The 24,569-nt window shown below is 67.2% G+C and carries 28 protein-coding genes; 10 read left to right on the forward strand and 18 right to left on the reverse strand.

Annotation, left to right across the window (positions count from 1 at the left end):
- Positions 1-13 precede the first annotated feature (13 nt).
- On the reverse strand, positions 14-301 hold the full coding sequence (locus tag DM816_RS14195; RefSeq protein ID WP_162907461.1) for a hypothetical protein: 288 nt from the start codon (positions 299-301) through the stop codon (positions 14-16).
- A gap of 40 nt (positions 302-341) precedes the next feature.
- Positions 342-464: a hypothetical protein gene (locus tag DM816_RS45240; RefSeq protein WP_281274325.1), complete on the reverse strand. Its 123-nt coding sequence runs from the start codon at positions 462-464 to the stop codon at positions 342-344.
- A 59-nt stretch (positions 465-523) separates the two neighbouring features.
- Here DM816_RS45240 and DM816_RS14200 point away from each other — a divergent pair, with 59 nt between their 5' ends.
- Positions 524-781 (forward strand): Prokaryotic metallothionein, encoded by a 258-nt coding sequence (locus tag DM816_RS14200; RefSeq protein ID WP_117210698.1) that lies wholly within the window; start codon positions 524-526, stop codon positions 779-781.
- Positions 782-786: 5 nt separating this feature from the next.
- On the opposite strand, the gene DM816_RS14205 is transcribed toward DM816_RS14200, so the two are convergent.
- Positions 787-1,395, reverse strand: coding sequence for an MBL fold metallo-hydrolase (locus DM816_RS14205; protein ID WP_211588690.1), 609 nt, complete (start codon positions 1,393-1,395; stop codon positions 787-789).
- 321 nt (positions 1,396-1,716) lie between these two features.
- Between DM816_RS14205 and DM816_RS14210 the strand changes: the two genes are divergently transcribed.
- From DM816_RS14210 to DM816_RS14225, 4 genes are all read left to right on the forward strand, one after another.
- Positions 1,717-3,102, forward strand: coding sequence for an ABC transporter substrate-binding protein (locus tag DM816_RS14210; protein WP_117210724.1), 1,386 nt, complete (start codon positions 1,717-1,719; stop codon positions 3,100-3,102).
- Entirely contained in the window at positions 3,102-4,124 is a 1,023-nt protein-coding gene (locus DM816_RS14215; RefSeq protein WP_117210699.1) for an ABC transporter ATP-binding protein, read from the forward strand. The genes DM816_RS14210 and DM816_RS14215 overlap by 1 nt, the downstream gene beginning before the upstream one ends.
- Before the next feature lie 185 nt (positions 4,125-4,309).
- Positions 4,310-5,146, forward strand: coding sequence for a carbohydrate ABC transporter permease (locus tag DM816_RS14220; RefSeq protein ID WP_117210700.1), 837 nt, complete (start codon positions 4,310-4,312; stop codon positions 5,144-5,146).
- Between the two features lie 58 nt (positions 5,147-5,204).
- A complete protein-coding gene (locus tag DM816_RS14225) occupies positions 5,205-6,029 on the forward strand; it encodes a carbohydrate ABC transporter permease (protein WP_117210701.1) in 825 nt (274 codons plus the stop codon).
- Between the two features lie 69 nt (positions 6,030-6,098).
- Here the strand turns inward: DM816_RS14225 and DM816_RS14230 are convergent, their stop codons facing one another.
- Positions 6,099-6,998, reverse strand: coding sequence for an acyltransferase domain-containing protein (locus DM816_RS14230; protein WP_117210702.1), 900 nt, complete (start codon positions 6,996-6,998; stop codon positions 6,099-6,101).
- A gap of 73 nt (positions 6,999-7,071) precedes the next feature.
- Between DM816_RS14230 and DM816_RS14235 the strand changes: the two genes are divergently transcribed.
- On the forward strand, positions 7,072-8,130 hold the full coding sequence (locus tag DM816_RS14235; RefSeq protein WP_246001937.1) for a ketoacyl-ACP synthase III family protein: 1,059 nt from the start codon (positions 7,072-7,074) through the stop codon (positions 8,128-8,130).
- 66 nt (positions 8,131-8,196) lie between these two features.
- Here DM816_RS14235 and DM816_RS14240 read toward each other — a convergent pair whose 3' ends face one another.
- From DM816_RS14240 to DM816_RS14255, 4 genes are all read right to left on the reverse strand, one after another.
- Entirely contained in the window at positions 8,197-9,375 is a 1,179-nt protein-coding gene (locus tag DM816_RS14240; RefSeq protein ID WP_117210704.1) for a sensor histidine kinase, read from the reverse strand.
- Between the two features lie 92 nt (positions 9,376-9,467).
- Entirely contained in the window at positions 9,468-10,988 is a 1,521-nt protein-coding gene (locus DM816_RS14245) for a SagB family peptide dehydrogenase (protein WP_117210705.1), read from the reverse strand.
- A 22-nt stretch (positions 10,989-11,010) separates the two neighbouring features.
- The gene (locus tag DM816_RS14250) at positions 11,011-13,287 is read right to left on the reverse strand and encodes a TOMM precursor leader peptide-binding protein (protein WP_117210706.1); all 2,277 of its coding nucleotides are present in this window, start codon (positions 13,285-13,287) and stop codon (positions 11,011-11,013) included.
- Positions 13,284-13,487, reverse strand: a complete 204-nt coding sequence (locus DM816_RS14255; RefSeq protein ID WP_117210707.1) for a hypothetical protein — start codon at positions 13,485-13,487, stop codon at positions 13,284-13,286. Before DM816_RS14255 ends, DM816_RS14250 begins: the two co-directional genes overlap by 4 nt.
- A gap of 28 nt (positions 13,488-13,515) precedes the next feature.
- Between DM816_RS14255 and DM816_RS42550 the strand changes: the two genes are divergently transcribed.
- Together DM816_RS42550 and DM816_RS14260 are read left to right on the forward strand one after the other, a co-directional pair.
- A complete protein-coding gene (locus DM816_RS42550) occupies positions 13,516-13,695 on the forward strand; it encodes a hypothetical protein (protein WP_162907463.1) in 180 nt (59 codons plus the stop codon).
- Positions 13,696-13,726: 31 nt separating this feature from the next.
- Positions 13,727-14,539 carry an AfsR/SARP family transcriptional regulator gene (locus tag DM816_RS14260; RefSeq protein ID WP_117210708.1) on the forward strand — a complete coding sequence of 271 codons (813 nt, stop codon included), beginning with the start codon at positions 13,727-13,729 and terminating at the stop codon, positions 14,537-14,539.
- 58 nt (positions 14,540-14,597) lie between these two features.
- Here the strand turns inward: DM816_RS14260 and DM816_RS14265 are convergent, their stop codons facing one another.
- The 10 genes from DM816_RS14265 to DM816_RS14310 all read right to left on the reverse strand — a co-directional run bounded on the left by DM816_RS14265 (position 14,598) and on the right by DM816_RS14310 (position 22,168).
- The gene (locus DM816_RS14265) at positions 14,598-15,821 is read right to left on the reverse strand and encodes a cytochrome P450 (protein WP_117210709.1); all 1,224 of its coding nucleotides are present in this window, start codon (positions 15,819-15,821) and stop codon (positions 14,598-14,600) included.
- 19 nt (positions 15,822-15,840) lie between these two features.
- On the reverse strand, positions 15,841-16,161 hold the full coding sequence (locus tag DM816_RS14270; protein WP_117210710.1) for a 2Fe-2S iron-sulfur cluster-binding protein: 321 nt from the start codon (positions 16,159-16,161) through the stop codon (positions 15,841-15,843).
- A gap of 302 nt (positions 16,162-16,463) precedes the next feature.
- Positions 16,464-17,072: a response regulator transcription factor gene (locus tag DM816_RS14275; protein WP_170318816.1), complete on the reverse strand. Its 609-nt coding sequence runs from the start codon at positions 17,070-17,072 to the stop codon at positions 16,464-16,466.
- Positions 17,073-17,188: 116 nt separating this feature from the next.
- Positions 17,189-18,085 carry a nuclear transport factor 2 family protein gene (locus DM816_RS14280; protein ID WP_117210711.1) on the reverse strand — a complete coding sequence of 299 codons (897 nt, stop codon included), beginning with the start codon at positions 18,083-18,085 and terminating at the stop codon, positions 17,189-17,191.
- Positions 18,086-18,113: 28 nt separating this feature from the next.
- On the reverse strand, positions 18,114-19,328 hold the full coding sequence (locus DM816_RS14285; RefSeq protein ID WP_117210712.1) for an NAD(P)/FAD-dependent oxidoreductase: 1,215 nt from the start codon (positions 19,326-19,328) through the stop codon (positions 18,114-18,116).
- Positions 19,328-19,642 (reverse strand): 2Fe-2S iron-sulfur cluster-binding protein, encoded by a 315-nt coding sequence (locus DM816_RS14290; RefSeq protein ID WP_117210713.1) that lies wholly within the window; start codon positions 19,640-19,642, stop codon positions 19,328-19,330. The genes DM816_RS14285 and DM816_RS14290 overlap by 1 nt, the downstream gene beginning before the upstream one ends.
- Positions 19,643-19,652: 10 nt before the next feature.
- On the reverse strand, positions 19,653-20,159 hold the full coding sequence (locus tag DM816_RS14295) for a flavin reductase family protein (protein ID WP_117210714.1): 507 nt from the start codon (positions 20,157-20,159) through the stop codon (positions 19,653-19,655).
- A gap of 3 nt (positions 20,160-20,162) precedes the next feature.
- Positions 20,163-21,119, reverse strand: a complete 957-nt coding sequence (locus DM816_RS14300; protein ID WP_117210715.1) for an aromatase/cyclase — start codon at positions 21,117-21,119, stop codon at positions 20,163-20,165.
- Between the two features lie 9 nt (positions 21,120-21,128).
- Positions 21,129-21,902, reverse strand: a complete 774-nt coding sequence (locus tag DM816_RS14305; protein ID WP_117210716.1) for an SDR family NAD(P)-dependent oxidoreductase — start codon at positions 21,900-21,902, stop codon at positions 21,129-21,131.
- An 11-nt stretch (positions 21,903-21,913) separates the two neighbouring features.
- Positions 21,914-22,168: an acyl carrier protein gene (locus DM816_RS14310; protein WP_117210717.1), complete on the reverse strand. Its 255-nt coding sequence runs from the start codon at positions 22,166-22,168 to the stop codon at positions 21,914-21,916.
- Between the two features lie 111 nt (positions 22,169-22,279).
- Here DM816_RS14310 and DM816_RS14315 point away from each other — a divergent pair, with 111 nt between their 5' ends.
- A complete protein-coding gene (locus DM816_RS14315) occupies positions 22,280-22,945 on the forward strand; it encodes a 4'-phosphopantetheinyl transferase family protein (protein WP_117210718.1) in 666 nt (221 codons plus the stop codon).
- The gene (locus DM816_RS14320) at positions 22,942-24,330 is read left to right on the forward strand and encodes an acyl-CoA carboxylase subunit beta (RefSeq protein ID WP_117210719.1); all 1,389 of its coding nucleotides are present in this window, start codon (positions 22,942-22,944) and stop codon (positions 24,328-24,330) included. Before DM816_RS14315 ends, DM816_RS14320 begins: the two co-directional genes overlap by 4 nt.
- Positions 24,331-24,569: the final 239 nt, after the last annotated feature.

Genomic DNA, 24,569 nt, shown 5'->3' on the forward strand with positions numbered 1-24,569 from the left:
GCCCACGCGCGAGCTACGTCAGGTCGGCCGGCGTGGCGTCCGGTCGCTGTGCTTCGTTGTGCGTGGGCTGCCCGTGCTGCTGCCGGGCAGCCCACGCTATGCGCAGCTCCCGGTTCCACTGCCGGATCCGGATGCCGGCCCCGAGCGCGACGACGACTCCGGCGATCGCCCACCACAAACCCTTGAGGGCGCCCGCCTTCTGGCTCTCGTAGGTGAACGTCCCGCGGTTGCGCTGGTCCACGCACACGTCTCCCGGCATCATCGTCTCGCTGCCGCAGACGGCCGCGCACCGGAAAGCCACGACCAGGTCACCAGGGGCAGGGCGATGGCGGCGGCGATCGCTATGGCGAGCGCTGGCTGATCGCGGTCCGCACGCGCCGCGCCTCCGGCAGGCCGTGACGGGCGCAAACCGTTGGTATCGCGATGCCTTGCGCGGCCCACTGGGCCGGGATCTGGGTAGACATTCCGGGGATCGTAAGCGTTTTGGCCCGCGCGTGGGGGGTAGCAGTGAACAATGGGCACCATGGGCACCTGTGAGGTTTGCGGCAACCAATACGACCTGGCGTTCGAGGTCAAGACGGCCGACGGGGCGGTGCACGTCTTCGACTGCTTCGAGTGCGCGGTGCACCGCATGGCTCCGGAGTGTGAGCACTGCGGCTGCAAGATAATCGGCCACGGCGTGAACGTCGAGGGCAGCTTCTACTGTTGCGCGCACTGCGCACGCTCGGCCGACCGCGAGATGGGCTCTCAGATCCGCGACTCCGTCGGCGCGCACGCATAGGGCGATCACGGAAGGCCGACTGCGTAGGTGCGGCCTTCGACGCCCCACTTGCCGAACGGCGGCTGCGCCCCGGCGTCGATGGCCCGGATTGAGGGGCGGCCGATGTGGGCGAAGACGAGCCTGCGCACGCCCGCGGCCGCCGCGTCCTGCGCGACCGAGAGCACGCTCGCGTGCCCGCCCACGCCGCCCCGGAAGCGGATCGGCCGGTTCCATCCGGCGGCCTCGGCGAACATCAGATCGGCGCCTGCCGCCCATGCAGGGAACTCCAGGAACTCGGGCGCCCACACCACCAACCGATCCCCGGCGCGGATGGCGTAGCCGCACGTGTCGTGCGACGTGTGGACCACCGGTTCGGCCCGCACGTTAAGACCGCCCGCCGTGAAGTCCGCCATCACGGGCCGCAACCCGCGCTCGGCCGCCAGTGTGCGCAAGCTGGTCCGCAATTCGCTGCGCTCGTCACAGACCAGCCACGCGTCGATCCGGCCGGGCGGAAGGGCGGCCGGCCCGCCATCGAAGGCGACCGCTCGCCGGGCGAAGCGCACGAGCAGGCCGGCGGGCGCGAAGCGGGGGGAGTTCATCGCGCCGACGCCGAGCAGGCTGCAGCGGATGCGCATGACTTCATGCTTTCACGGCACCGTGCCCAGGGTGTCCTCGGCGTGGCTCCGCTTCATGCGGGCGGTGCCAAGGGGCGGGCGGGCCACGAGCCCGCCAGGTGATCACGGCAAGGCCGGATGCCTCATCTGTGCACGGCCATCAGCCGACCCGGCAGTCACGCCGTAAACCCCACACGCTTATCGCATACCAGAAGCCCGCCGCAGGCGCGCGAGCCGTCGTCGGTACCAATTGGACATCGATGAGGCATAAATCCACCCGGTCGTGGTTAAGATCCCAAGCAGCATTTCGGATGCCTGGAACAGGGAGGAAACATGGCCGACATGACCCGACGCCGCGTCCTGCAGACAGCGGGCGCGCTGGGTGTTGGCGCAGCGCTTGCCGGTTGTGCGTCCGAAGAGGACCCGCCGGGCGGGGTGCCCGCGACGGGTGCGCCGGAGGAGACCTTCACGCCGCCGACGCGCAAGCTCTCCGGCGATTTGAAGATCCTGCTGTGGAGTCACTTCGTGCCGAGCCACGACACGTGGTTCGACAAGTTCGCCGCCGACTGGGGTGCCAAGGCCGGGGTCAAGGTGGCGGTCGACCACGTCGACCAGGCCACCATCCCGACCCGCATCGCGGCCGAGATCTCCGCCGGGCAGGGGCACGACCTCGTCCAGTTCATCGCGACCCTGTCGCACCTGGAGCAGGGCGTGCTCGACCTCAAGGATGTCACCGACGAGGCGGTCAAGCGCTGGGGCACCCAGCTGGAGCTGTGCCGCAAGTCCAGCTCCAACCCGAAGACCGGCAAGTTTTACGCGTACTCGCCCGGATGGGTGCCCGACCCGGGCAACTTCCGCACCTCGCTGTGGCGGGAGGCCGGCCTGCCCAACGGGCCTACCACCTGGGATGAGCTGCTCGCGGGCGGGACAGAGATAAAGAATAAAAAGAACGTCCAGATGGGCCTGGGGATGTCCCAGGAGATCGACTCCAATATGGTGCTGCGGGCGTTGATGTGGTCCTTCGGATCGTCCATTCAGGACGCCAACGAGAAGGTCGTGATCAACTCGGATCAGACCGTGGCGGCGGTCGAATACATGACCAAGCTGTTCAAGCAGACCATGACCAACGAGGTGTTCTCCTGGAACGCCGCGAGCAACAACCAGGGCCTGGTCGCGGGCAAGCTGTCGTACGCGGTCAACTCCATCTCGGCCTACCGGACGGCGCAGGGTTCGAGCCCCGACGTGGCCGACGACATCGGCTTCGTGCCCGCGCTGCGCGGCCCGAGCGGGGCGCTCGCCGCGCAACACGTGATGTACAACTGGATCGTCCCCAAGCACGCCAAAAATCCTGACGCGGCGAAGGAATTCCTGCTGCACTACACCGCCAACTACGCCGCGGCGACCTATGCGTCGAAGCTCTACGACTTCTGCGCGTGGGACAAGCTCACCCCCAACCTGGCGACGTGGCTCGGCAGCGACCCGTTCGGCAGCAAGCCCGCCGACAAGCTGAAGTTGCTGGCCGACGCGACCAAGTGGAGCACCAACATCGGCCACCCCGGCCCGTCCAACGGCGCCGAGGGCGAGGTGTTCTCGACGTTCATCATCCCCAACATGTTCGCCCGCGCGGCCCGCGGCGAGGTCACCGCCAAGCAGGCGGTGCTCGACGCCGAGGCCCAGATCACCCCGATCTTCGCGAAGTGGCGCTCGCAGGGCCTGGTGGGCGGCTAATGGCGATCGTCGAGGTGCGCAACCTCACCAAGGAGTTCGATGGGGGCAAGGTCCGCGCTGTCGACGGCGTGGACCTCGCCACCAAGGAGGGTGAATACCTGGTGCTGCTCGGCCCGTCGGGCTGCGGCAAGACGACGCTGCTGCGCTCGATCGCCGGGCTGGAGCAGCCGACGTCCGGCGACATCCTCATCGACGGCAATGTGGTCAACGACCTGCCGCCGCGGGCACGCAAAATCGCCATGGTGTTCCAGAGCTACGCGCTCTATCCACATAAGACGGTCCTGGCGAACATCGTGTTTCCCTTGCGCGCGGCCAAACTTCCGCTGGAGGATCGCAGGCGCAAGGCCAACTGGGCGGCCGAGCTGCTGGGCATCCGGCACCTGTTGGAGCGCAAACCGCGCCAGCTTTCCGGCGGTGAGCGGCAGCGGGTGGCGCTCGCTCGCGCGCTGGTGCGTGAGCCGGCCGTGTTCCTGCTCGACGAGCCGTTGTCCAATTTGGACGCCAAGCTGCGCGCGTCGGCGCGGGACGAGCTCAAGCGGTTCCAGCAGGAGGTCGGCACGACCACGATCTACGTGACGCACGATCAGGTCGAGGCGATGGGCCTCGGCGACCGGATCGCGGTGCTCAGCCAGGGCAAGGTGCGCCAGATCGGGCGGCCCGTCGATGTGTACGACGACCCGGCCGACACGTTCGTGGCCACGTTCATCGGTTCGCCGCCGATGAACCTCGTGGCGCGCGGCGACACGCTGGTCGGGTTCCGGCCGGAGCATCTCCTTCCCGCAAGCTACGTCAAGGGCGACGCGCAACCGGTCAAGCTCACGGTGGACCGGCTCGAATACCTGTCCGGCGACAGGCACGTCTATGGCACGGTCACCGGGGTCGGCGAGCGCACGCGGGTGATCGCGCGGCTCCCGGCGACCGTGGGCGATCCCATCGAGAGCGGGCGCGAGTACGACTTCGCCGTGTCCCGCGATCGCCTCCGGCACTTCGACGCGGCGACCGGCCTGCGGAGCGTGTCATGAGCGAGGGCCTGCCCGAGGGAATCGACAGGCATGCGCCGCGTAGCGCAGCGGAGGGACGCCATGGTAGCGAGGGCCTGCCCGAGGGAATCGACAGGCATGCGCCGCGTAGCGCAGCGGAGGGACGCCATAGTAGCGGCGGCCGGAAACTCGCGGACCGGGAAGGTACCCTCGCCTGGCTTTTCTTAATGCCAAGCGTCGTCTACATCATCGCACTCGTGGGCGTCCCGTTCGTCCTGGCCGTGGGCTTCGCGGTGTCCGACGTGACGGCGGGCGATCCCTCGTTCGACTTCGTGGGCCTGGCCAACTTCCGGGCGATCTTCGATGACCCGGTCTTCTGGCGCTCGCTGGGCAACACCTTCCTGTTCACCGGCGTGTCCATGATCTTCATCGTCATCTTCGGCAAGATTCTGGCGAACATCCTCGTGGCCGACTTCAAGGGCAAGTGGATCGTGCGTTTCCTCGTGCTGCTGCCGTGGACCACACCCGCCACCCTCGGCGCGATCGCCTGGCTGTGGCTGCTCGATTCGATCTTCTCGCCCATCGACTGGGTCCTGCGCAAGCTCGGGTTCATCGACGGCAACATGTACTGGCTGGGCGAGCCGCAGCTGGCCATGGGCTCGGTGATCGCGGTGCACGTGTGGCGGCTGACCCCGCTGGCCGCGGTCATCATGATGGCCGGGCTGGTGGCGATCCCGCGCGACATGGACGAGGCGGCGCGGGTCGACGGAGCGGGCTTCTGGCGGCGCATGTTCGAGGTGACGATCCCGCTCACGCTGCCGGTCATCGCCGTGTCCGCGCTGTTCGGAGCGATCTTCACGTTCACCGACATGGCCGTGGTCGATGTGCTCACCAACGGCGGGCCCAACAACGCCACGCAGGTGCTCACCAGCTGGGCGTTCTTCCGCGGCATCGACGGTGGTGACGTGGGCCAGGGCGCCGCCGTGGCGCTGTTCCTGTTCCCGCTGCTGCTCGCGGCCGCGATCGCGATCCTGCGGGCAGTTCGCAAGTTGGAGGTCCGATGAGTCGAACCGGAGCTTCGCGCTCACTGCCGCTCCACCACGACGAGGGCCGGGGTTTGAAATGAGGCGAGTGGGTGTTTATCTGCTGGCCATTGGGGCGGCCTTCTTCTGCGCCGCGCCGTTCCTGTGGAGCCTGATCACCGCGTTCAAGCAGAACCGCGACCTGTACAACCCCAACAACAACCCGTTCCTTTACAACCGGCCGGCCACCTCCGACCACATCATCTATCTGTTCGACCGGGCGGCGTTCGGCACCTTCGCGTGGAACACGGTGTGGGTGGGGGTCCTGGTCGTGCTCATCACGCTGGCGCTGGGGCTGCCCGCCGCATACGCCCTGGCGCGGCTCGACCGTCCCTGGGCGGGCTGGTTCGGCATTGCCATCTTCTTGATTTATCTGGTACCGCCGAGCCTGCTCTTTCTTTCGCTGTCTCGCATTGTCGTGGCCCTGGGCCTGCAGGATTCCACCTGGTCACTGGTTCTGATCTATCCGACGATCACCATACCGGTCTCGATCTGGCTGCTGATCGGGTTCCTCAAGGCCGTGCCGCGCGACATCGAGGAGCAGGCGATGGTCGACGGATACAGCCGCCTGGGCGCGTTCTGGCGGGCCGTCGTGCCGCTCACCTTCCCCGGCATCGTCGCGGTCATCGTGTTCGCGTTCACGCTCACCGCGAGCGAGTTCATCTACGCGCTGTCGTTCGTGTCCCCGTCCACCGAGAAGGTCATCTCGACGGGCGTGCCGACCGAGCTTATCCGCGGCGACGTGTTCTTCTGGCAGTCGCTTCAGGCCGCGACGGTGCTCGTGGCCGTGCCGCTGGCCCTGGTGTTCAACCTGTTCCTGGACCGCTTCATCGCCGGCTTCACCCAGGGCGCGGTCAAGGGATGAGCTCCTCACGCGGGCGCGTCCTGGTTCGGGCCGGTGCGAAGGCGGTGGCGCCGGCTTCGCGCAGGGCGGTCAAGGGATGAGCTCCTTTATGGACACCACCCGGCTCTCGCCGGTGCGCACGGCGCGGTGGCGGCGGGCAAACGAGGACAGCGTCTGTCCCGGCCCGACCTCGACCAGGATCTGCGGGCCGGTGCTCAGCATGCGGTCCAGCGCCGGTCCAAAGTAGACGGTGTCAACGATCTGCCATGCCCAGAACTCCGGCCGCACCGCGTCCTTCTCGGTGAGCAGCTCGGCGGTGTAGCCGGAGTACACCGTCGCTTGTGGAGGGTTCAGCCGGATCGCGGACAGCTGGCGCTCGCACTCGACCGCAGCCGGAGCCATTGCCGCGCAGTGGAACGGGCTCGTCGCCGGCACCACCGCGACGATGAAGTCGTCGCGCTGCAACGCCTTCTCGACCTGTTGGAGCTCGTCGACCGGCCCGGCGAGCATGACCTGGCGGGCGGCGTTGACCGCGGCGATCGCGACGTCACCGATGAGGTACGGGCGCAACTGCTGCTCGGTGCCCGCGACGGCGAGCATGCCGCCGGGCGGGATCAGCACCGCCTGCCGGACCCGCTCCATCTGCGAGGCCACCCCGTCGGAGAAGCTGAACACGCCTGCCAGCGTCCCGGCCACGAGCTCGCCCGCGCTGTGCCCGAGCATCGCGCTTTGCTGGATGCCCCGGCTGTGCAGCATCTTCGCCAGCGCGTAGTCCACGGCGAACAGCAGCGGTTGAGCGCGCCGCACATCGTCGATGTGCACGTGGTCCGTCTCGCCCAGCCAATCGCTCTTTATCGCGGGGTCGCCCGCGAGCTCGAAGAACGCGTCCATTGTGGACGTGAACACCGGGTCGGTGCCGTAGTATTCGGTCGCCATGCCGGCAAACTGGGAACCCTGTCCGGGCAACAGAAATGACACAGGCCTGTCCATGCGCCACAGCGTGCGGCCCGCGCCTTGAGGCCTACCCGAACGCCTCTCGAGGGTGCGGGCCGAGGATCGACACGTGAGATTGGATCGGGACGTTTTCGTGCGGGGCCACGGGATGCGGCTCCCGGCCCGGCTCCGGGTCGACGATGCGGTCGCGATGGGCCAGTGCCAGCCGCGGCTGGTCGCCCGCACGGACGTCGAATCGGTGTCCGTGTCGGAGGGCGAGTCGGCGGCCGAGATGGCCGTGGCTGCCGCCCGGGTGGCGTTGGAGCGGGCTGAGTCGGCCGGTCAGGACGTCGACCTCATCCTGCACGCCGACACCTACCACCAGGGGCAGGATCTGTGGGCGGTGGCGTCCTACGTGCAGGCTCAGACGCTGCGCAACACGTGCTCGGCGCTGGAGATCCGGCAGATGTCGTGCGGTGGGATGGCCGCGCTCGACCTGGCGACCGCCTACCTGACGGCCGCGCCGAACCGGATGGACGCGCTGCTCACCACGTCGGACCGGTTCTGCGAGCCCGGCATCAACCGGTGGAGCACCGACCCTGGCACACCGTATGCCGATGGTGGGACGGCGATCGTTCTCTCCCGCCGCGGGGGTTACGCCCGGCTACACTCAATAGTGATGTATGCCGACTCCGACCTGGAGGAGCTGCATCGGGGCGACGAGCCGTTCAGCCCGGCCCCATTCACCCACCGCATCCCGGTCGACTTCGAGGCGGCCAAGCAGACGTTCACCAAGCGGCACGGGCTGTCCTTCGCCATCAACCGGGTCAACGGGGGTCAGCGCTTCACCATCAAACAGGCCCTCGCCGATGCCGATCTCGAATTGGCCGAGGTGGACTGGATTGTGCTACCCCATTTTGGGTATAGACGACTTGAATCGCTGTACTTTAGGGAGTTCGGCATCGACCCGGCGCGCACCACATGGGAGTGGAGCCGCACGGTCGGTCACCTTGGGGCGGGCGATCAATATGCCGGCCTGGGGTATCTCGTCGACAGCGGTCGGGCCCGGCCGGGCCAGACCTGCCTACTGGTCGGCATCGGGGCCGGCTACACGTGGGGGGCGGCGGTGCTCGAATTCCTCAGTGCTCCCCGCTGGAGCGTGACGCCTGGGTCCGCTGTGGTGGGTTGAGAGAGCTGAGCGTGACCACAGCAGGCGTGGTCACGTCTCAGCGTGCCCTCCTTCTTCCGCCAGCGTTCACGCGTCGGCCTGGCTGTGCACCCGGCCGGTCGGGATTGTCGCGCGCAGGCGGAACCGGCCGTCGGGGTCGGTGCTCGTGGTGAGCGTGCCGTCGAGGTTGGCCACCCGGTTGGACAGGTTTCGGATTCCGCTGCCGCCGCCCTCGGAGACCTGCGTCGGCGGCTCGTGCGAGACACCGTCGTTGGTGATGATGATGGTGACGTCGGTGTCGGTCTGACGCAGCGTGATGTCGCACCGCTCGGCCTTGCTGTGCCGCAGGATGTTGGTGACGCCCTCGCGCAGGACCGTCGCCAGCACCGTGCGCACGGGTGTGGGCAGGTCGTGGTGGCTGATGTCCATGCGAACGTCGACGTCGGCCGCCGAGAGCACCGAGCGCGCGGACACGGCCTCGTCGTCCAGCGACAGCTCGCGATATCCGCTCGCGACGGAGCGCACATCGGACAGGGCCTGGCGCGAGATCTCGATGATCTGGGTGAGCTCCTCTTCCGCCCGGACCGGGTTTTTGGTCACCAGCCGGTGGGTGAGCTCGGTCTTCATCGATATCGCGGACAGGCTGTAACCGAGCAGGTCATGCAGATCCCGGGCGAAGCGCAGGCGTTCCTGCGCGACCGCCATTTTGGCCAGCTCGGTGCGTGCGGCGTCCATCGCGGTCACCACGCTGGACAGCGTCGACATCCCATAGACGATGATGCCCGTGACGATTATTGAGATCATCGAGTATGGCAGCAGGTAGAACATGTTGTCGGTGGGCCCTGCCATGGCGACCTCCACGACGCCGACCGCGGCCACCGTGACGGCGAAACCTACCCAGTTCCAATATGGCCGCAGGATCAAAAGCGCGCTCCCCGCAACGAAATGCGGCAATCCCAGCCACTGATCCTGGAGCAGGAGCATCGGCCCGAACCCCAGAACCGCCTGCGCCGCAAGGCAAAGGTAGCCCAGGCGGGTCTGCCGGAAGCGCCACGCGTGCCGTCCCGCCAGCACCAGCTGGAAGCAGTACAGCGCGAACATGTCGAGGGCGCTGAGGGCGTCCTGCCACAGCGGCATGTCCGCCGTCACCAGGTAAAGACAGCCGAGGACGAAGAAGCAGGTGAACACCACCCAGACGATCGTTTTGGCGAGCCGGGGCGCGAACCGCACCCCGAGATCGCCACTCGCTTCCCAGTGTCGGGCCACGGCACCCCCTTCGACCTATCCGATCCAGACCCCGACGAACTGTTTATCTTCGGCCGGCGCGTCGTGGAAGGTCCCGCTCCTGCCTGCTCAGATCAGGGCAACAGTCTATCGGTCACCCTGACGTGACGCTTCGCATCGATGACGCGACTGGACTCCACCAAACGGCCGATGTCGGCATGGCTTGACGGCCGCACGCCAAGGGCGAGTTCGCCGACACTGACCTCGGCTGGCCAGTCGATGAAGAAGGCGTCGTTGGCCACTTCGCTGTCACCGAACGCGAGCGCGCACGGCGCCAAACCCATTGCGGTGGCGACCAAATGAAGCGTTTGCTGAAGCACGCCAACGTGTTCCAGCACGGTGGAGTACGCGATGCCGCCATACGCGCAAGCGAACCGGGCCATGCGCGCCGTCATCGTGATGAGCACCGGCGGCAGCTGCGGCGAACCGGCCGCGACCATCGCCATGTCGAGCAGCTCGCGCAGGTGCTGATCCGAGTTATTGATCAGCGTGAGGGCGTGCCCCTGCGGATCGTAGTGGTAGATCCCGCGGTCCAGGCCGATGCATCGATCGACCGACAGGTACAGGTCCAATTCGTAGCGATTGGCGACACTCGGATATGGACGGTCGGTGACCGTGTACGCGAACCGCCCCTCGCCGGTGACCCGGGTCGACCGTATCCTCGCGGCCCGGAACAACAACTCTCCCAACTGTTTGACGGTGGGCGCACCGCCCGAGAAGTCGCGAACGTGTTGGTTCGCCTCGATGACCTCGGTGAGCCGGGGGTCGGCGCCGGCCAGTTCGGCCAGCGCCGGCCGGTAAAGCGCATACCGCGGGCCGTCGGGCACCGGCTTGACCGCCGGGGCCACCTCGACCTTCTGGCTCTCCAGCGCGACCATCCCCAGTGGATTGTCGTGCCGCCCGACCCGGCTGCGGCTGTGGAACAGCAACTCGTGGTGCGTCCACGGGGCCAGCAGCGGGTCGTGGTCCTCGGCGAACAGCGCCGTGGCCGGTGAGTCGCCGACCCCGACGAGCACCATGCCCGCCGCGGCCAGATAGGCCACGATCTCCTGGACCAGAGCCTGGGGAACGTCCAGCGTCTCAGCGACGTCGGGGATCACCGACGCCTTGCTCAGCTGCGTGGCCACCTGGGCGGCGAGTGGCCGGTGCACGACCACCCGATGCCGGGCCAGGGGCGACTCGATGAGCAGTTCGCCCTCGTTGGCGCGCAGCGTGGCGAACCGCGACAGCCGCAGCGGTCGATGCCGCTCGATCCTCGGCGGCCGGAAGGTGGCCCACCGGGCGATGGGCACCACCGACAGCAGAGGACCGGCGTTGTTCTCCTGCCCGAGCGTGTGCACGACGCACCCGCTGATGAGGTCGAGCACGCGATGGACGCGGGCGCGTTCGCTGCGGCCCTGGGGGACGATGTTTTCCAGCAGTACCGGACCCATGCTCATGCGTTCGAGGGCTTCCCGAACCGCAGGATCGGGATCGGCCACCGTGATGTCGCCCCACATGCCGGTCAGCACCAGCTGCCTGCCCTCGCCATCGGTCTCCACCAACACCTCCTCGCGCAGCGAACAGAGGCGATAGCAGACGGATTCGCGTTCCACTTCGGACTCCCGGTCGTGATGATTAGATGAATATCGGGAAAGGGTTCAGATCCTCGTATGCCGTGGGAGCGTTCAGCCTCCCGAGTTGGACGGGGACGTCGTAAAGCCTGCCCGGCGCGAACCGTGCCCAGAAATGGCGCAACCCGGGCACGATGACCTTGACGACCGGCAGTTCGATGTCGGGTCGAGTCTGGTCGAGCACCAACAGTTCCAGCCCGGCATCACGCAACCGGGAGTGGATCGTCTCGACGTCGCCGCGCAGGTCTTCGCACGGGACGTAGTGATAATCGGAGGGCTTGCGCGGCCGGGTGGACGCGTCCGGCACCAGGTATGGCTGGTTCTCCGTCGTGGCAAAGCTCCACCACCGCTCCGCGTCGATGTCCGCACTGTCCACTTCGGACGACGGCTCGTCCAGCACGCACGGGATCACCTGATTCATCTCCGTCAGCGCTCGCCGAAGCGCGACCCTCGGGTCACAGTGGGCGCCGAACCCCAGCGTGATCTGCTGTCGCGGCCGCTGGCTGTGTCGCGACACCGCGGCCATGACCGGCACGCCCAGATCGGCTGTCAGGTCCAACACCCAGAGCTCCCGCTTCAGCTCGGCATAACCCGTGCGCAGGTCGTCCAACCACGGCTCATGGAATGCGTCGAGGTCGACGGCCGGCTGCCGGGTCCGGTTGTACCACCAGATTGCCACGGCGTCGCGCTCGATGAGCTCGAACAGCCCCTGCAGCACGGCATCCTCGAGACTCGACCCCGCGGCGTTGCCGTTGGAATCCGCGCGGATCATCGGCGTGCCGGGCGTGTGCGGTGCTCCAAAGTAGAGCATCTCGGTCGGCAGGAGTTTGTGCGTCTGCGCGGTCATGGACCACACCGGGGTCCACGACAACCTCATGCCCTCGTCGATTTTGCCGGTCACGAACTGGAGCCACGAGTGCTTGGCGTTCCAGTGGTGGCGGTCGGCGATCTGCCGGTCGTGATAGAGCTGGCAGGCGTTGGGGTGGATGGCGCGTTCGCCCAGCGATCGCATGCTGCCGACGATGCGCTCCTCGTCGCCCTGATACATGGCGCAGTGCCGCTCCAGCGCCTCGCACAGGGCGCTCGCCTGGGCGTGCACGGGCGTGATCCCCTTGCCTCCGTTCTGGAACCGCATCGACTCGCGCAGGTGCTTCACGCCCCGCGCGGCCGTGCCCAGCGGCGGGCCCGACTGGAACACGTTGAGGAAGTCCGGCCCGCGAGGGTCGCGGCGGATCTCCTTGACCACCCCGCTGATCGGACTGACCAGGTGGCTGTAGCGTTCGATGATCTGATCGGCGGTCAGTGAGCGGTGCCCGCCCCCAGACTGCGAGCGCTTCAGCCGTTCGGTCAGGATAACCGGCCGGCGCGCCTGCAGGCGCATCAGCGTCGGGTTGCCGCAGGAAGGACATTGCGGCCTGCGGCGCACCTCGTGCAGCCGGCCGTCGAGGTCGGCGCTGTCGAACGTCCACACGCATCGCTGAGCGGCATACCGGCGTCCCGCGAGCCATTTCATCGCCTCCAGCGCGATGAGGTTGAGCGCGGCGGCCTCCAGCGCGCGGAGGGTGGTGATGGGGCGGCGCACCGGTCGGCACCGACCCAGTACCGTTTGCACGTGCGCCTCCGCTGGCCGATGCGCCCAGAGCCGGTGCGCGAGGCAGTGCCAGCATGGTGAGTCTTCCCGCTGTGGTTCGAACACTGGACCGATCCAAACCCGCTCGCCCACCGGACGGGCAAGCAGCCACGCACGCCCCGATGCGCGATGGGCTGCGTCGATTTCCTTGAGTTCCGGTGCGAGATAGTCGTTGCACAGCACGATGGAAAGCGCTCCGTCGTGGTGCGTGAGCGTGAGCCCGGCCGCTTGCAGTGCCTCCATGGCGGTCGGCCGGTCCAGGGCGGCTTCCACCGTGAGAAGGCTTACGGGTGCGCAGGAACCCTCGACCGCGGCCGCCGCGTCCAACCCGCTTGCCTCCCAGTACGCGCACGTCGGGTCGTCGGCGGACCGGTCCTGGTACCGCATGGCGATGAGTCCGGCCTCGGCCAGCCTCCCGATCAAACGGGAGATTTGAATCGGTGACATGGCTGGGTCGTCCATGTCGCGAAGTAGTGCCTCCATGTCGCGAGTCCCGTCGAGAAGTGGTGCGACGGACTCGATGCTAGCCCCTTCCAGGGCCATGACCTTGCGCTCGGAGAACAGGTAGACCGCATCTCCAGCGACAACTTCGGCCCGCAGATGCCTCTTGAAGCCAATCGTGGGTGCCGCGGCGCGGCTGACGGCGGTCATCGGACCCAGACATCATCGCCTGGAGGGGACATGCAGGACTGGCAGCCGCCCGGGTAGGACCCTTTGAACATCCCCGCATCTGACAGATTCCACAGGTCGAACTCGTCTATCACGAGTTCCTTGGCCAAGTCCGGTAATCCCGCCCCGATTTCGAGCTCGGTCCACGAGGTCTTGATGGTCTCGATGGCTGGTGCGTACATGACGTGACTCCTGTGATCGATTGTTGGCATGGAACCGATCGGTTGTGAAGGAGTGTCTGATGCCGATCACATAGGCGGTAGTGCCTTGCTCATCGAAGGCATGTGTGTTTTTCACATGATTACCATGCTGCTTTTCATCGCCGATCGATTACTCACGCACTGCCCATGCCGCGCGCTGCTCGCCAAGCTGTACGCAGCAGCACTCTAGCCAGCGCCGACCCATGGTAAGGAGGTCTGATATGGACATAAAGGTCCTTGGGCCGCTGGAGGCGCAAGTAAACGGAAGGTCTATTGCCCCGAGCGCGGCCAAGCCCAGACAGATCCTTGCCTTGCTCGCGTTGCACGTCGGGCGGATCGTGACGGTCCCCGCTCTGATCGAGGAGCTGTGGGGGATGAACCCGCCCCGCAGCGCGCTGACCACGCTGCAGACCTACATCATGCAACTGCGTCGCAGAATCGAGACCGCGCTCGCGGCAACCGAGCAGGGCGGGGCAAAGGACCTGCTGGTGACCCGCTACGGGGGCTACATGCTCGACGTGGCACCGGACGATGTGGACGCCTGCCGCTACGAGCGGGTGGTCGCGGGCGGGGCCCAGGCATTGGAGGACAACGACAACGAGACGGCTTCGAAGCTGTTGCGCACTGCCCTGGAAATGTGGCGCGGGCAGGCGCTCGTCGACGTCCAAATCGGAATGAGGCTCGGCATCGAGGTCACCCGGCTGGAGGAGAGCCGGTTGGCCGTGCTCGAATCACGCATCGACGCCGACCTGCGGCTGGGCCGGCACAACACCCTGCTGAGCGAGCTCGCCGTGCTCGCCGCCAAATATCCCATCCACGAGAACCTCTGCGCGCAATACATGGTGGCCCTGTACCGCTCGGGCCGGCAGTGGCGCGCGCTGGAGGTGTTCAAGCACCTGCGCCAGACCCTGGTGGACGAGCTCGGTGTGGAGCCGTCGGCCCGGCTGCAGCACCTGCAGCGGGCGATTCTGGCCTCCGATCCGGCGCTCGACGAGTCCATGTTCCTTCGGCAGAGCGAGCTGCTGATCCACTGACCACAGCCGAAAAGGTGGCCGGGGCTTTCGCCCCGGCCACCTTTCGTTGGTGTGTGCCTCACCAGGTGATCGGCAGGCCCCACAGGCCGTAGATGACCGCCCGCTCCTTGGAGGGGATCTCGCTGAACGGCTTGGCCAGGCGCAGGGTGGGGATCCGCTTGAACAGCTTGCTCCACACGATCTGCAGCTCCAGCCGGGCCAGGTCGGCGCCGATGCAGTAGTGCAGCCCGTGGCCGAAGCCCAGGTGGCCGCGCTTGCCGCGGCTCAGGATGAGCTCGTGCGGGTTCTCGTAGACGGTCTCGTCACGGTTGCCCGTGAGCACGAGGCACAGGATCCCGTCGCCCTTGGGGATGGTCACCCCGCCGATCTCGATGTCCTCCAGCGCCACGCGCGGCACGGCGATGTCGCCGATCGTGCAGAACCGGATGAGCTCCTCGACGGCCGGGATGACCAGCGAGTCGTCCGCCTTGAGCGCCTCCAGCTGATCGGGGTGCTCCAGCAGGACCGCCGTGCCTAGCGAGATCATGCTGGCGGTGGTCTCGTGCCCGCCGTTCATCAGCAGCCGGCACAGGTTGACCAGGTCGCGATGCTCGTAGGGCTCGCCGGCGGCTCGGTACTCGGCGATGGCCCGGCTCAGCAGGTCGTCGCCCGGCTCGCGTTCCTTGAGCGCGACCAGCTCGTACAGGTACTCGTTCACGTCGACGAGCGCGGCCTGGCGCTGCTCCATCGTGGCCGTCCCGCCCAGCAGCACCGTGCCGTTCTCCTGGAAGAACTCGTGCTTGTCGTGCGGGATGCCCAGAAGGATGCAGATGACCGTCATCGGTATCCGCAGGGAGAGCACGTAATGCATGTCGACCGGCGGCGTCATCTGCAGCATGTTGTCGATGGCCTCGTCGGTGATCTGCTCGATCTGTTCCCGCAGCATTTTCACGCGCCGGTTGGTGAACGTGACGGCCGCCTTGCCCCGCGTCTTCCCGTGCTCCGGCTGGTCGTAGCCGATGAACGACGTCTCGGTGCGAAACTCCGGCGGCGCGTTGAAATAGAACGGGAAGTTGGCGTGCTTGCGCGAGGCGCTGATCCGCGGATCGGTCAGCAGCAGGCGGATGTTCTCGTATCCGGTGACCACCCACACCCGCAGGCCACTGTCGCGCAGGGTGACCTGCTTGATCGGCTCGTGCTTGAACTGCTCGTACTTCAGCGGCGGCTGGTAGGGACATGCCCGCTCGTACGGGAAGGTCTCCTCATCCACGTCTGCCTGCGCGACGATGGCGCCCATCGACATCGAATCCTCCTAAATAGAATCAGACCTGCTTCTCAGGCAGGTGGACCACCAGGCCCTCCAGTTCATCGGCCTTCAGCTGGCAACTGAGCCGGCTGTTCGCGCGCCGTGGACTCGCCGTGCCGTACAGCAGCTCGTCTTCCACGTCTCGCATGGGCGGCAAGGCCACACCGCAGCTCTCGTCCACGTACACGTGGCAGGTGCCGCACATCGCGCCGCCACCGCACTCCCCGACGATCCCGTCGACGCCGTTGAGCACGGCTCCACGCATGACCGAGTTGTTGGGTGGGACGTCGATAACCGTGACGGCACCGCTCAGGTGGACATAAGTGATCTTGGCCATTACAACGGCTCCCTCCTACCTCCTGGCGGGCACGGATGGAGGATCTCAGTAATGTCTGGAACCCAACCGGATCACGCCTGGAGATGGCCTCGGCCGTTGCGCCCCACGGATTTGGCGCGACCCGCCGCCGACAGGTCCGGCGTTGCGGTCGCCCGACATGCCGGAGCCCGACCGTTCGCATCCACGACCACATTCCCAGACCGCCCGGCGGGCCTGCGACCTCCAGCCCGCCCACGGACACCATGACGAACGTAAGGCGGTCCAATGTGGATGACGCGCGTAACCCCGAACCGCTGCGAGGATTAGAGCCAACCGGCGTCGTTGGCGATGCGAATGGCGTCGACCCGGTTGCGGGCGTGAAGCTTGCTCGCGATCGTCGACAGGTAGTTCCGCACCGTCCCAGTGGAAAGGAAAAGTCTTGAGGCGATCTCAGGGGCCTCGGCGCCGCTTGCGGCCAGGCGCAACACATCCAGCTCGCGTGTCGTGAGTGGACACTCTGCGGTGTCCCACGCGGCCAGGGCCAGCTGGCTGTCGATGACGCGCTGCCCCGCGGCCACGCGCCGGATGGCGTCGGCCAGCTCGCGCGAGGGCGCGTCCTTGAGCAGGAACCCGCCGACCCGGGTGGACAGCGCGCGGCGCAGCGTGCCCGGCCGGCCGAGGCTGGTCAGGATCAGCGTGCGGCACGTCGGCAGCGCCTCGTGCAGCTTGCTCGCCGCGGTGAGCCCGTCGGTGCCTGGAAGATCGATGTCGATGACTGCGACGTCGGGGGAGTGCTTGAGCGCGGTGGGCAGGATGTCATCGCCGGAGGCGACATCGGCCACGACGTCGAGGTCTTCCTCCAGGTTGAGCAGTGCCACCAGCGCGCCGCGAACCATGTGCATGTCTTCGGCGAGCATCACCTTGATCGCCAAATGTCAATTCCTCCCCGGCCGCTCTCCCCGAGTCCCGTTTGGATCCTTTCGCATTTCAACGACGATGTGAAGGCCATGTTCGAAATCGGACGCCGGCCCGGGGCCGGCGTCCGTTTCTACTGGGCGGGAGTGTCCTTGACGATGTACCGGGATTTGGTTTGCAGCTCGCCGTCCACCCACACGAGCGCATCGTCCACAGTGAACGTCGGTTCGAACGTGACATTGCCGGCCGCGTCGGTTCGCGTAACAAGCGTGTAATAAGTGACGTTGATGTCGCCATTTTCGCCGCGGTTGAAGGTGAGGTGGTCGAACCAGTGCCTAACCACTATTCCTTGGTACCGGGGAAGCGCCGCACGCATTCCGGCGATCATGGTTTCCCGACCGACCGCCTTCTCCCCGCGGTGGGCGTGCTCGATCCAGCCGTCCTCGGTGAAGGTGTTTGCGTATTCCACGATCTGCAGATTGTCCAGCAGTCGCATCTGCCGCGCGTAGAACGCCCGCACCTCGTAATCCAGCTCCACATTGGACATGCCCAGCTTCAGGTGCCGCTCGACCGCCTTGGCGTACTTGGCGAGTGTCTCACCCGGGCTCGGCCCGTCCAGCGCGCGGTGGATGGCCTCGCCGTCGGGGCCGTGCTTCCACAGCTTGACGTGCGCCAGCTCGACCTCCGTGACGTCCGGCGAAATCTCGGTGAAGTTGACCTCGATCTCGCTCGCCGCCTCGTCGTTGTCGATCATCTGCCAGCGCCCGTTGATGCGCCAGGTCATCGCGAGCCGCTTGGGCGGATTCCACTCCAGCATCACGCCCCACTGGCACTCGCTGCCGTCGACGGCGCGTTCGAAGTAGCGCCCGCCGACGAACGGCTCGAAGGTGATCTGCTCTCGCGGTGACTTGACCAGCACGTGCGAGTCGGGCCACCACTCGATGGGCCGCTCCGTGAAGATCGCCCACGCCCGCTCTATGGGGACGTTGACCCGCACCGACTTGCGGACGTCAGGGGGACTCTGGCTCATTTATCGTGGTCCTTTCTTGAGGGCTCACTTATCGCGGTGCTTTCTTGAGGTCGAAATCGGGGTGCGCCACGTCGTCCGGGGTGAGCTCGGTGGTGCCGGCGAGCAGGCGGCGCGAGATGATGTGGTCGGCCGGCCGGTTGACCGACTCGACCGCGACCAGCTCGCCGGAGCGGAAGCAGAAAACCGAGAACCTGCCCTCGGCCGGATCGCCCTTGAGCACCGTCTGGTCGTGGCCCAGTGAGATGCCCGAGATCTGCAGCTTGAGCCCGCACTGGTCGCTCCAGAACCAGGGCACGGCCGTGTACGGCTCGGGCTGCCCCGTGATGCACCGGGCCACGTGATGCGCCTGATCGACCGCGTTCTGCACCGATTCGAGCCGGATCAGCGAGCTGGCGTGCCTGCTGGGGAACCGGGCGCAGTCACCGATCGCGTAGATCGCCGGATCGCTCGTGCGCAGCGTCTGGTCGACCAGGAAGCCGTCCGACGTGGGCAGGTTGGCCTTGTAGGCGAGCTCCACGTTGGGCACGACGCCCACGCCGAGCACGACCACGTCGGCCTCCAGCCGCGTGCCGTTGTCGAGCGCCACCTGCCGCACCCGGCCCGCGTGGTCGCCGTCGAACGCGGCCACCCGCCGGCCCAGCAAGACCCGCGTGCCCCGCGACCGGTGCACCTCGACCAGCGTGTCCGAGGTCTGCGGGGTGACCACGCGGGCCATCGCGTGCGGCAACACCTCCACGACGGTCGTGTCGCAGCCGAGCTCCTGGGCCAGCGAGGCCACCTCAAGCCCGATGAACCCGCCGCCGACCACGACCACCCGTGTGCCCGCCTCCAGCCGTTTGCGCAGCGATTCGGCGTCGCCGACCGTGCGCAGGGTGAATACGTTGCTCAGCCGCGCACCGGGCACGGGCAGCGTGCGCGCCCGAGCCCCGGTGGCGAGGATGAGCCGGTCATAGGGCAGCGACCGTCCACTATCGAGGGTGGCGGTGCGCGCCCGCGGGTCGATGCCCGCCACGCGGCCGGCGATCAGGTCGATGCCCTTGCCGTCGTAGAACGATTCGGGCCGCAGTGCCAGATCGATGTCACCGCGCAGGTAGTCCTTGGACAGCGGAGGCCGCTCGTAGGGCAGCGTGCGTTCCTCGCACACCAGCGAGAGGTCCCCGTCAAAACCGTTGTCGCGCAACGACGAGCACGCCTGGAAGCCGGCCTGCCCGCCGCCAACGACCACTATCCGCCCGCCGGCCATCAGAGCTGCTTCTCCGGTACCAGAATGACAAGACCCTCCATCGCCGGAAGCTGGCAGGCCAGACGGCTGCCCGGCAACCTCGGGCTGGCGGTGACCTGCAGCAGTTCGTCTTCGAGATCGTCGATGGGCGGCAGCTTCGCGGTCGATGCCTCGTCGATGTAGACGTGGCACGTCGCGCAGATGGCGCCGCCGCCGCATTCGGCGAGGATCCCGTCGACGCCGTTGTCCACCGCGCCGCGCATGACGCTGCAACCCACGGGGACGTCCACGGTGGTGGCCGTCCCATCCGCTTGCTTGTAGGTGATGTGTGCCATGGGCTGACTCCTAGACGAGACTGGCGTACCGGCTGCGGTGATAGAGCAGCGGCGCCCGGTCGGGATCTTCGCTGTGTATCGCGACCACCCGGCCCAGCAGCAGGGTGTGGTCGCCGCCCGGGTACTCGGCGTGCAGCTTGCACTCGATGGACGCGACGGCCGAGGGGATCACCGCGTTACCGGTGATCCCCTCCACGGCGCCCAGCCGGGCCATCGCGGCCTCGCCCGTCGGCCGGTCGGACCGGGCGAACTCGACCGAGAGGTCCCGCTGGTCGGCGGCGAGGATGTTGACCCCGAAGCTGCGCCGGCGCCACACCAGGTCGCGCAGCTTGCCGCCGCTGCGCACGCTGACCAGGATCAGCAGCGGTTGCAGCGACACCGACGTGAACGAGTTGAGCGTCATCACGCTGGTGTCCGGGCCGCAGCCCTGGGTCAGCAGCGCGACGCCGGTGGGGAAGCACGCCATCGCGGCCCGGAAGGTCGCGGCGTCGGGCTGTATGGGCGCGAGCGTGGACATGCCTTAAACCTCAGCTTCCGCATAGGCTTTGGCGTGTCGCATGGTGGTCATGCTGTTGGTGCTCAGCGCGTGCTGGATCTTCTCGCGCGCCTGCTGCACGGTCCCGTCCGGACCGAGCACCTTGGACACCACCTCGGGCCGGATCACCACGGTGTGGGTCGAGGTCAGTTCCACGGCCCCGTCCACCTCGCGCACGTCCCACCGGCCGGTGTGCGCGGCCATGATCTCGGGCGTCTCGGTCTGCTTGTAGATGATCGCCTTGTTGGGCGAGCAGACCCGGACCGATTTGGTGGTGTGTATCGATCCATCCACGCTCTTGGTGTCCATGACCATCGACTGGATGTTGGTGACGTCCTCGGTGAGGTCGAGCCGCGCGACGTGCGGCAGCCGCTCGGGCCACAGATCGGCCCGGTAGAGGAAGTCGTAGACGTCGCCCAGCGCCCCGTTGATCGAGACGGTGTCGCTGAACGTGAGCACCAGCACGTTGAAGTACTCGCCGAGCTCGGCCGCCCGCTTGAGCGCGGCCAGCTCGGCGTTGCTGTTGCTGTCCACGGCCCGGGTGACAAACGAGCGGTCGTCCGGGTCGTCGTTGATGATCGTGAAGTCGTGCAGCAGCACGACCCGGGTGGTCCCGTCGGCCAGCGGTTCGAGCACCCACTCGCCGCCCATCGACTCCACCGGAGGTGAGGTGATCACCTGGTGGAACCGGATGCGCAGGTTCTCCGGGTCGAGCGTGCGGCGCGACACCCACGTGCGCACCTGCCCGTTGGCGAACGCCCACAGCCGCAGGCGCTCGTTGTTGGCGTCCAGCTGGGTGGTCTGCACGTGCACGGTGGGGGAGAAGATATACGGCCACTTCGTCACGTCGGAGATCAGCCCGTAGATGGTCTGCGCCGGCGCGTTCACCGTGATGATGTGGGTCGTGACATGTGTCCTATTTGGAGTGACGGTGTTACCCACTGTGGACTCCTAATAATTGCCGAGACCGCCGCAGACGTTGATCGCCTGTGCGGTGATGGACGCGGCCGTGTCCGTGGTCAGATAGGCGACCAGACCGGCCACCTCCTCGGGCGTCGAATAGCGCCCCAGCGGGATCTTCGCCTCGAACCGGTCCAGCACGATCTCCTCGGTGACGCCCCAGTGCATGGCGTAACCCTGGCGCACCCTTGTCGCCATGGGTGTCTCCACATAGCCGGGGCACACCGCGTTGACCGTGACGCCGGTCTTGGCGAGCTCCAGCCCCACCGCCTTGGTGAAGCCGACGACGCCGTGCTTGGACGCCGAGTACGGCGACGCGTAAATCACGCCCTGCTTGCCGCCCGTCGACGCGATGCTGATGACACGGCCCCAGCCCCGCTCCAGCATCCCGCCGCGCTTGACCACCTCATGGGTCACCCGGAAGACGCTGTTGAGGTTGGTGTTGATGACGTTGAGCCACAACGACTCCTCGAGCTTGTGGATCTCACCGCCGCCGCTGGTGCCCGCGTTGTTCACCAGAACGTCGATGCGGCCGAAGGTTTCCAGCGCCTTGCCGACCGCCTCCTGCACCGACTCGGTGGTCGAGACATCGCAGGCACAGCCGTCGGCGGTGATGCCCTCCTCGCGCAGCTGCTTGGTCACGGACGCGACGTTCTCGGCGCTGCGCGCCACGCCGAAGACCGCGAAGCCCTGCCGGCCAAGGGTCTCGGCGCATGCCAGGCCGATGCCGCTGGTCGATCCGGTGACGAAAGCGACCTTGCTCACGGGAAAACCTCCTATACCAGAACGGAGTTGACCTTCTCCAGGAAGGCGCGCGGGGTGTCGATACCGTGCAGATCCTCGTCGGACACCGTGACTCCGTATTGCCGCTTGATCAGGGCCGCCGTCTCCAGCAGGGCCAGCGAGTCGTAGCCCAGGTCCATGAACGGGGTGTCCAGGATGTCGCCCTCAAGGCTGATCGAGTCGTCCTCGCCGGCGCACTCGCGCATGATCTTCTTGAGGTCCTCGATGGTCAGTTGGTTGGTGCTCATCGCCAAAGGCCCCTTTCTTATTCTGTCCCACGAAAGGCTGGCCATCGGGTCTGGAAGTGGGCTTGAAGCGCTCTCAACCGCATATCAAGGCAGCGCGCCCACCCTTGGCGCATGTTGACCCAGGTTCACGTGTGGCAGGGCACGGCGACCCGGCACACGGCCTACGCCGATTGGGCCCTGCTGTCCAAAGAGGAGCATGCCCGGTGGCGGCGGCTCCCGCCGGTCGCGGGCGCCTACTATGCCGGGGCTCACGCGGCGGTGCGGCGGATCCTCGGCCGGTACCTGTGCGCGCCGCCGGTTTCGTTGCGTATGGACTCGCCCGGTCATCCGCTTTGGTTCAGCCTTTCCCACTCGGGTCCACATTGGATATTTGCCATCAGTGGGTACCCGTTGGGCGCCGACATCGAGCAGGAACGACCGGTGGACATCGAGGCGCTGCAGGAGCTCGCGTTGTCGGGCACGGAACGGCGCACGCTCGCCCAGCACGACAAGGCGGAGCACAGTGAGCTGTTCTTCCGTTGCTGGACGCGCAAGGAGGCGGTCTACAAGGCGGCCGGTGCCGCGTGCTTCAGCGGTCTGACCAATGTGGACACATACCCGGAGCGGGGAGGCGAGGTCGTCGTGCACTGCCCGGGGCGCACGGGTGCCCGGCAGTGGCGGGTGCGCACCGTGGACGCGGGCGAAGGGCGCTACGCCGCCGTGGCCAGCCCGGCCGACGTGCCGGGCGAGCTGGTGCACCACACGTGGCCCATACGGATAGCGGAGGCAGCGCTATGACCACAGTCGTCGAATACTCCAGCACACTGGTGCGGCTGCGCGACCTGTTCGACCCGGGGACGATGCGTCTGCTGGGGTCGGTGGACGACTCCGGTGTGCTCGCCGGGCGCGGGGTGGTCGAGGGGACTCCCGCGATCGCGTTCTGTACCGACTCGTCCATCAAGGGCGGTGCGATGGGTGTGGAGGGCTGCCGCCGCATCGTCGAGGCGATCGACATCGCGGTGAACGACCGGCTTCCCGTCATCGGGCTGTGGCATTCGGGCGGGGCACGGCTGCCCGAGGGAGTGTCCGCCTTGGACGGTGTGGGGAGCGTGTTCGCGGCGATCGTGCGCGCGTCGGGGCGGGTGGCGCAGATTTCGGTGGTGTTGGGGCCTGCGGCCGGTGGGGCGGCGTACGGGCCCGCGCTGACCGACGTCGTCATCATGAGTGGTGGCGGGCGCATCTTCGTGACCGGGCCGGAGGTCGTCAAGAGTGTCACCGGTGAGCAGGTCGACATGGACCAGCTCGGTGGGCCTGATATCCACGGCAAGCAGTCGGGTGTGGCGCACGTGGTGGCGAAGGACGACGCTTCGGCGGTCGCGACCGCGCGCAAGTTGGCGTCGCTGCTGGGCCTCCAGGGGCGGGTGCGGCCCGATCTGCTCGGGATGGACCCGGACTTCGGTGGGCTGCTACCTGAGCGTGCGAATCAGGCGTACGACGTCAAGCCGCTCATCAAAGCACTTCTCGACGAACCGGGTGTCGAGTTGCACGGGAAGTGGGCCCCCAACATCGTGACCACGCTGGGCCGGTTCGCCGGCCGCACGGTCGGCGTCATCGCCAACAACCCGATGCGCCTCGGCGGGTGCCTCGACGCGTCCAGCGGCGAAAAGGCGGCACGGTTCGTGCGCATGTGCGACTCTCTCGGCGTCCCGCTGATCGTGCTCGTCGACGTCCCCGGCTATCTACCCGGCCTCGGCCAGGAGCGCGATGGCGTAGTCCGACGCGGCGCGAAACTCTTGCACGCGTTCGCCGAAGCGGTCGTGCCTCGCGTAACCTTGGTGACGCGCAAGGCCTACGGCGGTGCATACATCGCCATGAACTCACGTTCTCTCGGTGCGACGGCGGTTTTCGCCTGGCCCACTGCCGAGGTCGCCGTGATGGGCGCATCGGCCGCCGTCGGCATCCTGCACCGCCGCCGCCTCGCCGCCGAACCCCCCGAAACCCGCGAAGCGCTACGGGCCCAACTCATCGAAGAACAGCAACGGGTCGCCGGCGGTGTCGAACGTGCCCTCGAAATCGGGGTCGTGGACGACATCATCAAGCCCGACGAGACCCGCCGCCGCATAGCCGAGGCCCTCCTCGCACCCCCCTCAATGCGCGGCACCCACGGCAACATCCCCCTCTAACCCCACCCTCCCCTTCCGGTTGATCATGAACTTAAGTCCGTCTTCGGCGGCGTGTCGTGGCCCTAACCTCATGGTCAACCGGAGGGCGAGGAACCATACGCGGTGAAGGTGAAGCCAAAGAACGGCGGCGAAGGGGCTGCCGACGCGGAGGGGGTGCGCGGGGCGTGGGGTGGGGGTTAACGGCGGGCGACGAAGATCAGGCGGGGATAGTGGGGGAAGGTGCAGTGGTCGTCGATGCG

Source organism: Allorhizocola rhizosphaerae, from assembly GCF_003426775.1.
Taxonomy (GTDB): domain Bacteria; phylum Actinomycetota; class Actinomycetes; order Mycobacteriales; family Micromonosporaceae; genus Allorhizocola; species Allorhizocola rhizosphaerae.

Excerpts from the sequence above, each read along its gene's own strand:
- DM816_RS45240 (WP_281274325.1), bottom strand. The coding sequence starts at position 464 with ATGTCTACCCAGATCCCGGCCCAGTGGGCCGCGCAAGGCATCGCGATA.
- DM816_RS14200 (WP_117210698.1), top strand. The coding sequence starts at position 524 with ATGGGCACCTGTGAGGTTTGCGGCAACCAATACGACCTGGCGTTCGAG.
- DM816_RS14205 (WP_211588690.1), bottom strand. The coding sequence starts at position 1,395 with ATGCGCATCCGCTGCAGCCTGCTCGGCGTCGGCGCGATGAACTCCCCC.
- DM816_RS14210 (WP_117210724.1), top strand. The coding sequence starts at position 1,717 with ATGACCCGACGCCGCGTCCTGCAGACAGCGGGCGCGCTGGGTGTTGGC.
- DM816_RS14215 (WP_117210699.1), top strand. The coding sequence starts at position 3,102 with ATGGCGATCGTCGAGGTGCGCAACCTCACCAAGGAGTTCGATGGGGGC.
- DM816_RS14220 (WP_117210700.1), top strand. The coding sequence starts at position 4,310 with ATGCCAAGCGTCGTCTACATCATCGCACTCGTGGGCGTCCCGTTCGTC.
- DM816_RS14225 (WP_117210701.1), top strand. The coding sequence starts at position 5,205 with ATGAGGCGAGTGGGTGTTTATCTGCTGGCCATTGGGGCGGCCTTCTTC.
- DM816_RS14230 (WP_117210702.1), bottom strand. The coding sequence starts at position 6,998 with ATGGACAGGCCTGTGTCATTTCTGTTGCCCGGACAGGGTTCCCAGTTT.
- DM816_RS14250 (WP_117210706.1), bottom strand. The coding sequence starts at position 13,287 with ATGACCGCCGTCAGCCGCGCCGCGGCACCCACGATTGGCTTCAAGAGG.
- DM816_RS14255 (WP_117210707.1), bottom strand. The coding sequence starts at position 13,487 with ATGTACGCACCAGCCATCGAGACCATCAAGACCTCGTGGACCGAGCTC.
- DM816_RS42550 (WP_162907463.1), top strand. The coding sequence starts at position 13,516 with ATGGAACCGATCGGTTGTGAAGGAGTGTCTGATGCCGATCACATAGGC.
- DM816_RS14260 (WP_117210708.1), top strand. The coding sequence starts at position 13,727 with ATGGACATAAAGGTCCTTGGGCCGCTGGAGGCGCAAGTAAACGGAAGG.
- DM816_RS14265 (WP_117210709.1), bottom strand. The coding sequence starts at position 15,821 with ATGTCGATGGGCGCCATCGTCGCGCAGGCAGACGTGGATGAGGAGACC.
- DM816_RS14270 (WP_117210710.1), bottom strand. The coding sequence starts at position 16,161 with ATGGCCAAGATCACTTATGTCCACCTGAGCGGTGCCGTCACGGTTATC.
- DM816_RS14280 (WP_117210711.1), bottom strand. The coding sequence starts at position 18,085 with ATGAGCCAGAGTCCCCCTGACGTCCGCAAGTCGGTGCGGGTCAACGTC.
- DM816_RS14285 (WP_117210712.1), bottom strand. The coding sequence starts at position 19,328 with ATGGCCGGCGGGCGGATAGTGGTCGTTGGCGGCGGGCAGGCCGGCTTC.
- DM816_RS14290 (WP_117210713.1), bottom strand. The coding sequence starts at position 19,642 with ATGGCACACATCACCTACAAGCAAGCGGATGGGACGGCCACCACCGTG.
- DM816_RS14295 (WP_117210714.1), bottom strand. The coding sequence starts at position 20,159 with ATGTCCACGCTCGCGCCCATACAGCCCGACGCCGCGACCTTCCGGGCC.
- DM816_RS14310 (WP_117210717.1), bottom strand. The coding sequence starts at position 22,168 with ATGAGCACCAACCAACTGACCATCGAGGACCTCAAGAAGATCATGCGC.
- DM816_RS14315 (WP_117210718.1), top strand. The coding sequence starts at position 22,280 with ATGTTGACCCAGGTTCACGTGTGGCAGGGCACGGCGACCCGGCACACG.
- DM816_RS14320 (WP_117210719.1), top strand. The coding sequence starts at position 22,942 with ATGACCACAGTCGTCGAATACTCCAGCACACTGGTGCGGCTGCGCGAC.